This is a genomic window from Kitasatospora sp. NPDC054768, from assembly GCF_053612025.1.
In genome coordinates, this window is record NZ_JBSHBN010000271.1 from 1 (window position 1) to 7,043 (window position 7,043).

The 7,043-nt window shown below is 73.2% G+C and carries 5 protein-coding genes; 3 read left to right on the forward strand and 2 right to left on the reverse strand.

Going from position 1 to position 7,043, the window contains the following annotated elements; all coding sequences use genetic code 11:
* On the forward strand, positions 1 to 1,869 hold a 1,869-nt coding region (locus ACWGKU_RS39680; RefSeq protein ID WP_452191798.1), incomplete at its 5' end, for an ATP-binding SpoIIE family protein phosphatase.
* Between the two features lie 81 nt (positions 1,870 to 1,950).
* Here ACWGKU_RS39680 and ACWGKU_RS39685 read toward each other — a convergent pair.
* Both ACWGKU_RS39685 and ACWGKU_RS39690 read right to left on the reverse strand, forming a co-directional pair.
* The gene (locus ACWGKU_RS39685) at positions 1,951 to 2,643 is read right to left on the reverse strand and encodes a hypothetical protein (protein ID WP_401054941.1); all 693 of its coding nucleotides are present in this window, start codon (positions 2,641 to 2,643) and stop codon (positions 1,951 to 1,953) included.
* 275 nt (positions 2,644 to 2,918) lie between these two features.
* The gene (locus ACWGKU_RS39690; RefSeq protein ID WP_380357471.1) at positions 2,919 to 4,748 is read right to left on the reverse strand and encodes a phosphatidylglycerol lysyltransferase domain-containing protein; all 1,830 of its coding nucleotides are present in this window, start codon (positions 4,746 to 4,748) and stop codon (positions 2,919 to 2,921) included.
* A gap of 340 nt (positions 4,749 to 5,088) precedes the next feature.
* On the opposite strand from ACWGKU_RS39690, the gene ACWGKU_RS39695 reads away from it, so the two are divergent.
* Together ACWGKU_RS39695 and ACWGKU_RS39700 are read left to right on the forward strand one after the other, a co-directional pair.
* Positions 5,089 to 5,739 carry a response regulator gene (locus tag ACWGKU_RS39695; protein WP_452180312.1) on the forward strand — a complete coding sequence of 217 codons (651 nt, stop codon included), beginning with the start codon at positions 5,089 to 5,091 and terminating at the stop codon, positions 5,737 to 5,739.
* Entirely contained in the window at positions 5,736 to 6,881 is a 1,146-nt protein-coding gene (locus ACWGKU_RS39700) for a sensor histidine kinase (RefSeq protein WP_359912196.1), read from the forward strand. Before ACWGKU_RS39695 ends, ACWGKU_RS39700 begins: the two co-directional genes overlap by 4 nt.
* Positions 6,882 to 7,043: the final 162 nt, after the last annotated feature.

Sequence of the window (7,043 nt, forward strand, 5' to 3'; positions counted from 1 at the left end):
CCCGTCCCTCCCCCCGCCTCCGGCCGGGAGGCGCCCCCGCCCACCGCAGGAGCCCCCGCCATCGAGCACACCGCCGTCGAACCTCCCGCCAACGGCCATCCGTTGCCGCGCATCGACCAGGCCCCGCCCGCCACCGTCCCGGTCCCCGCGCCCGCGGCCGGGGAGGGCCCGCCCGCCGGACGGCTCGGCCCCTTCCTCACCAACGGGCAGGCCGGCGAACAGCTGGCCCTGCTGAACGAGGTCGGCGGCAAGGTCGGCACCACGCTGGACCTCGGCTTCACCGCCCACGAGCTGTGCCAGGTGCTGGTCCCCCGGATCGCCGACTTCGCCTGCGTGGACCTGGTGGACGGGCTGATCTCGGACTCCGAGCTGCCCGCCGCCCGCCCGGACGACGACACCATGCTGCGCCGGGTCGCCCTGGTCTACAACGAGACCGGCGGCGCCTGGGACCACGTGCTCTCCGAGGGCTCGCTGGTCAGCATGCCCCGCCGCACCCCGCCCGGGATGGCCCTGCAGCTGAACCAGCCGGTGCTGGTCCCGGTGGTCAGCCCGGACGTGGCGGTCGACTACGCGATCGCGCTCGGCGGCGCCCGGCTGGCCCCGGTGGTCACCGGCCGCTCGATGCTGGTCGTCCCGCTCTCCGCCCGCGGCACCGTGCTCGGCATCCTCAAGCTGCTGCGGCTGCCGGACCGCGCCCGGTTCGACGAGGGCGACGCCGCGACCTTCAAGGAGCTGGCCGCCCGCGCCGCGCTGTCGCTGGACAACGCCCGGCTGCACCGCGCCGAGGCGCGGGTCGCCACCACCCTGCAGCGCTCGATGATCCCGACCCGCCCGCCGCAGATCCCCGGCGTGCAGATCGCCCACCGCTACCTGCCCGGCGACCCCAAGGCCGAGGTCGGCGGCGACTGGTTCGACGCGATCCAGCTGCCCGGCAGCCGGGTCGCCCTGGTGGTCGGCGACGTGATGGGCCACGGCCTGCACTCGGCGGCCTCGATGGGCCGCTTCCGCACCGCCATGCAGACCCTCGCCGCCCTGGACCTGCCACCCGGCCAGCTGCTGCGCCACCTGGACAACCTGGCCCACAAGCTCGGCGACGACCACCTCGCGACCTGCCTGTACGCGGTCTACGACCCGATCAACCGGACCTGCGAGCTGGCCAGCGCCGGCCACGTCCCGCCGGTCCTGGTGCACCCGGACGGCAGCGGCGAGCTGCTGGAGATCCCGGCCGGCGCGCCGATCGGCGTCGGCGGGGTGCCGTTCGTCGCCAAGACCATCGACGTCTCGGACGGCTCGATGCTGGTGCTCTGCACCGACGGCCTGGTCGAGGTCCGGGGCGGGGACATAGGGGCCGGCCTGGCCGCGCTCTGCGGCAATCTGATCGACCCCCGGCAGAGCCCCGAGCAGGCCTGCGACGAGGTGCTGCGACGGCTGCACTCGGACGACCGCAAGGACGACGTCGCCCTGCTGGTGGCCCGCTTCGACGGGGTCGCCCCGTCCGAGGTGGCCACCTGGGACCTCGCCGTGGACCACCGCGAGGTCGGCCGGGCCCGCTCGCTGGTGCGCGAGCAGCTGGCCGGCTGGCACCTGGAGGCGCTCAGCGACACCACCGAACTGCTGGTCAGCGAACTGGTGACGAACGCCGTCCGGGTCGCCCGGGACACCGTGAAGCTCCAGCTGATCCGGGTGGACAAACTGCTCGTCGAGGTCAGCGACGACAATCACAACCTGCCCTCGCTGGAGCCGGCCGAGCAACTGGGCGAGACCGGTCGCGGCCTCACCCTGGTCACCAAGCTCGCCGAACGCTGGGGCACCGCCCGCAAGGCGGTGGGGAAGGTCGTCTGGTTCGAGCTCCCGCTCCCGCACGCCTGACGGCCGCGCCGACGGCCGCCGGGCGCCGAACGGCCGCGTACGGGCACCCGTACGCGGCCGGTGGAACGTCGTCGGCACCCGTCAGGGGATGACGGCGCCCGCCGAGCGGCGCCGCCGGGCCTCCACCGCGACCTCCCGCGAGGCGGCCGCGGCCACCGAGGCGGCGGCGCCGACCCCGGCCAGCACCCTCGGCCAGAAGTCCCCGAAGACCTCGACCGAGACGGCGATCAGCAGCGCGGTGACCACCGCGACCACGTGCTCCAGGCCGGCCAGGTTCGGCAGCACCACCGCCTCGCCGATCATCACCGCCACCACCAGGCCGCCGGTGAACCAGGCCCGGCAGCGGAACGCGATGCAGATCGCCAGCGCCACCACCGCGGCCGAGGGCCCGGTGTCCCGCACGTAGGCGACCCACTTCGGGAAGCCGAACAGGTGGTGCGGCCCGATCGCCACGCCGACCCGGGCGAACAGCGTGCCCGCCAGGGTGCAGGTGTAGGCGACCACCAGGGTCATCCGCCGGCCGAGCACGATCTCGGCGATCGCGAAGACCACGAAGACCTGGGCCAGCGCCCCCCAGACCGGAAGGTCCAGCGCCGGCACGTACAGCGAGAGCGGGGTCCGCAGCAGCGAGACGTCCAGCGGCAGCGCCGCCCGCACCACCCCGATGTTGTTGACGAAACGCTCTCCGCCCGGCAGGTGCTGGACGATGCTGAACAGCAGGATCAGAAACGTCGCGACCGTGGCCAGCGGAACGGCGGCGAACTTCTTTCGCACCACCGTGTCCCGGACCGTCGCGAACAACGTTCCCCACTCGGCGACAGCGGCCGATCCGGCGATTGCCAGCGGCCCCTTTCGCACGCCCCCCGCGTGGGTCCTGTGAATCACAACTTTCTCCGAATCCCCGAACTCTCGACTACTCCAACATTAGAAGCCTCTTGACAAAGCCACATCGGCACGGATGTGGAGCGGGGTCATCCTCTGGGGGGAGGCAATCCCCCCATCGGCCCCCCATTTCGACCGACCGGCCCCCTCCGCCCCCCGACGGAGGGCTACCCCTTCCCGTCCCGGGCCGCGACCGGGACCCGGGGCGCCACCACGGCGGCCCGGGCGTGCCGGCGGCGGAACAGGGCGGGCAGGCTCGGCGCGACGATGAAACCCTCGGCGCGCGCGCTCGCGATGCCGATCCGCGGAATCTCGCTGCTCTTCTCGAAGAGCAGGTAGCGCGGTTCCCAGATCGGCCGGTACTTGGCATTGGCGCGGTACAGCGACTCGATCTGCCACCAGCGCGAGAAGAATCCCAGGACCGAACGCCACAGCCGCAGCACCGGGCCGGCGCCGAGGCGCGAACCGCGTTCGAAGACCGAGCGGAACATCGCGAAGTTCAGCGAGACCCGCTTCAGCCCGACCTCCTCGGCGCGCTGCAGCAGCTCGATGACCATGAACTCCATCAGGCCGTTCTCGGTGTCCCGGGCCCGGCGCATCAGGTCCAGCGAGAGCCCGTCCGGGCCCCACGGCACGAAGCTGAGCAGCGCCTTGAGCTCGCCGTCGCCGTCGTGGCACTCCAGCATCACGCAGCGGCCGTCGCCCGGGTCCCCGAGCCGGCCGAGGGCCATCGAGAAGCCGCGCTCGGTGGCCCCGTCGCGCCACTCGTCGGCCTTGGCCACCAGCTCGGCCATCTCCTCCTCCGAGATGTCCTCGTGGCGGCGGATCCGCACCGTGTACCCGGCCCGCTTGACCCGGTTGTAGGCCTGTCGGACCACCCGCATCGCGCGGCCGTCCAGCGAGAACTCGTCCAGCTCGACGATCGCCTCGTCGCCCAGCTCCAGCGCGTCCAGCCCGTGCCGGGCGTAGATCACCCCGGCCTCCTCGGAGGCGCCCATCACGGCCGGCGCCCAGGCGTGCTCACGGGCCTCGGACAGCCAGGCGTCGATCGCGCCCGGCCAGGCCTCCGGGTCGCCGATCGGGTCGCCCGAGGCGAGCGAGACGCCGCCGATCACCCGGTAGGTGACCGCCGCCTTGCCGCTGGGGGAGAAGATCACCGCCTTGTCCCGGCGCAGCGCGAAGTAGCCGAGCGAGTCCCGCTCGCCCTGCTTGTCCAGCAGGCCGCGCAGCTGCGCCTCGTCCTCGGCGGTGAGCAGCTCCTTGCCGCGCGGGCTGCGGAAGGCCACGTACAGCACCAGCAGGAAGAGCACCGCGCCCATCGCGTTGATCGCGGCGTTCACCCAGGTCGGCGCGGCGATCACCGAGCGCAGGTGCTCGGACGGGGTGATCGTGATCATCCGGCCGACCGAGTAGCGGAACAGGTCCCAGAAACCGGCGCCGGACAGCTCGTTGGTCAGCCAGACCAGCAGCGCGCCCACCCCGCCGCCGAACGCCAGCCCGGCGACGAAGGTGGCCGCCGCGGTCTTCGGGTTGGAGCTGTCGCCCTTGGACGTGAACTCCTTGCGCCCGATCAGCAGCGCCAGCACGAACAGGCAGGTCAGAACGGTGGAGATGTAGTTGAGCGGGTGGGAGTCGAAGCGCTCGTCCGGCACCAGCATGGCCGCCAGGTACAGCAGCGCGAACATCCCGCCGAGCGCCGTGTTGAAGATCCACGCGGCCCGCTTGCGCCGCCGCATCGCGATCGCGAGGAACACCGACAGCACCGCGCTGGCCAGGCCGGCGGTCATCAGGTACGGGGTGAAGTACTCGCCCTCGTTGTGCTCGTAGACCTGGTCGCGGAAGGGCACCAGGAGCACCGTCGCCACGTTCAGCAGCGCGATCAGCCGCAGGTACCAGACGGAGGCCGCGGCGGCCCTCGGACGCCAGCGGTCCAGCACGTCGCCGGGCCGGGGTCCGTGGGACGTGGCGGACGGCTCCGACTTCACAGTGGACGACACAGCTCAATTCCAAACGATCAGATGGTGGGGCGCATCCGCAAACGGCCCGGCGTCGGGCGCCCGCTCGGGCCCGACGGACTGACCGGCGACCTCACCCGGCCGACCGCCCGATTGGAGGATGCGGCCGGAAAAGGGTCAGCCAACTCCATGTTTCCCCACCGAACCTGAGAATTGCGTGAACCGGGTAGCGGATTCCCACCCCCGCCGAACGGCGGGGGTGATCAGCCCCCGGCGTTCGGCACCCCACTCGCACAACCCCTACTCTCGAAACGACCCACGCGGACCGCCCCGACCCGGCCGCCCGAACCGAGGAGGCACCATCACCACCACCCGCGTGCTGATCGTCGACGACGAGATCCTGGTCCGCTCCGGCCTGGGCCTGATCGTCGGCTCCGCCGACGACCTGGAGGTGGTCGGCGACTGCTCCGGCGGACAGGCCGAGGAACACGTCCAGCGGCTTCGCCCGCACGTGGTGCTGCTCGACATCCGGATGCCCGACCTCGACGGCATCTCGGTGCTGCGCCGCCTGCGCGCCCTGCCCGAACCGCCCGCCGTGGCGATGCTCACCACCTTCGACACCGACGAGTACATCGGCACCGCGCTGCGGGCCGGCGCGGCCGGGTTCCTGCTCAAGGACACCGCCCCCGAGCAGTTGGTGCACGCCGTCCGGGTGCTCGCGGCCGGCGGCAACATCCTCTCCCCGACCGTCACCCGCACCGTGATCGGCGGCTACGTGGACGGCGGCGGCCCGGACGCCGAGGCCACCGCGCTCGCCCGCACCCTCACCAGCCGCGAGCTCGACGTGCTCGCGCTGCTCGGCGAGGGCCTGTCCAACGCCGAGATCGCCGACCGGCTCTTCCTCGGCACCGGCACCGTCAAGGACCACATCAGCGCGATCCTCGGCAAGCTCGGCGCCGCCAACCGGGTCCAGGCCGCCGTCCTGGCCCACCGGGCCGGGCTGGTCCGGCCCAAGCCCGGCGACGGGGCATGACGACCGCCGACCAACTGCCGTCCAGACGGCTGCCGGCCTGGTGCACCGCCCCCTGGCTGATGCTGCTGCTGCCCGTCCTCTACTCCCTGCTGGACGCCGCCCTGGTGGCCCGGGAGGCCGCCTGGTGGCAGGTGGCGCTGTCCACGCTGGCCGCCGTCGCCCTGTTCTGGCGCCGGCGCTTCCCGGTGACCGTGCTGCTGCTCACCATGCCGGGCAGCTTCGTGGACGAGATCTGGCTGGCCCCGATCACGGCCGTCTACTCGGTGGCCGCCGAGCGCCCCCGCCCCCGGATCGTGATCCCCTGCGGCGTCCTGTTCGCCCTGGTCGAGTTCTTCCACTGGCCGCTGCCCGAGGGCGTCCTCGACCTCAGCCGCGCCACCGCGCTGGACGCCATCCAGGCCGTGATGCTGGCGGCCGGCCCGGCCGCCACCGGTCTGCTCGCCCGCACCCGGCGGGAGCTGGCCGCCCGCCTGGACGAGCTGACCCGCGGCCAGGAGCGGGAGAGCCGGCTGCTGGCCGAGCGGGTGCTGATCAGCGAGCGCGGCCGGCTGGCCCGGGAGATGCACGACGTGGTCTCGCACCAGGTCAGCCTGATCAGCATCCAGGCCGGAGCGCTCCAGGTGAGCAGCCCCGACCCGGCGGCCGTGACCGCCGCCCGCACCATCCGCGAGCTGTCCGTGCGGACCCTGGACGAGCTGCGCCAGATGGTCGGGGTGCTGCGCGGCACCGGCGGGCTGCCGGACGCCCCGCTCGCCCCGCAGCCCCGGCTGGCCGACCTGCCCCGGCTGATCGAGGAGAGCGGCCTGACCGCCGACTCCGAGCTGGTCCCCGGCGACCGCCCGTGGCCGGAGGCGGTCGAACGGGCCGCCTACCGCACCGTCCAGGAGGCGCTCACCAACATCACCAAGTACGCCCCGGAGGCGGCGGTGCACGTGCGGGTCCGGGCGAAGGGCCGCCGGCTGCGGGTCGAGGTCCGCAACGACGCGCCGCCGGTGCACCCCACCGAGACGCTGCCGGGCGGCGGCCACGGGCTCGTCGGCCTGCGCGAGCGCGCCCAGCTGCTGGGCGGCACCCTCACCGCCGGGCCGACCCCGGACGGCGGCTTCGAGGTCCGCGCCGAACTCCCGGCCAGCCGCGGCTGATCCGCCCCGGCCCGGCGAAGGCACCGGTGCCGGCGGCCGTCGGGCAGGGAACGGACGACAAAAAAGCCCCGCAGATCCGTAGATCTGCGGGGCTTCGCTGTGCGCGAGGGGGGAGTTGAACCCCCACGCCCTTTCGGGCACTGGAACCTGAATCCAGCGCGT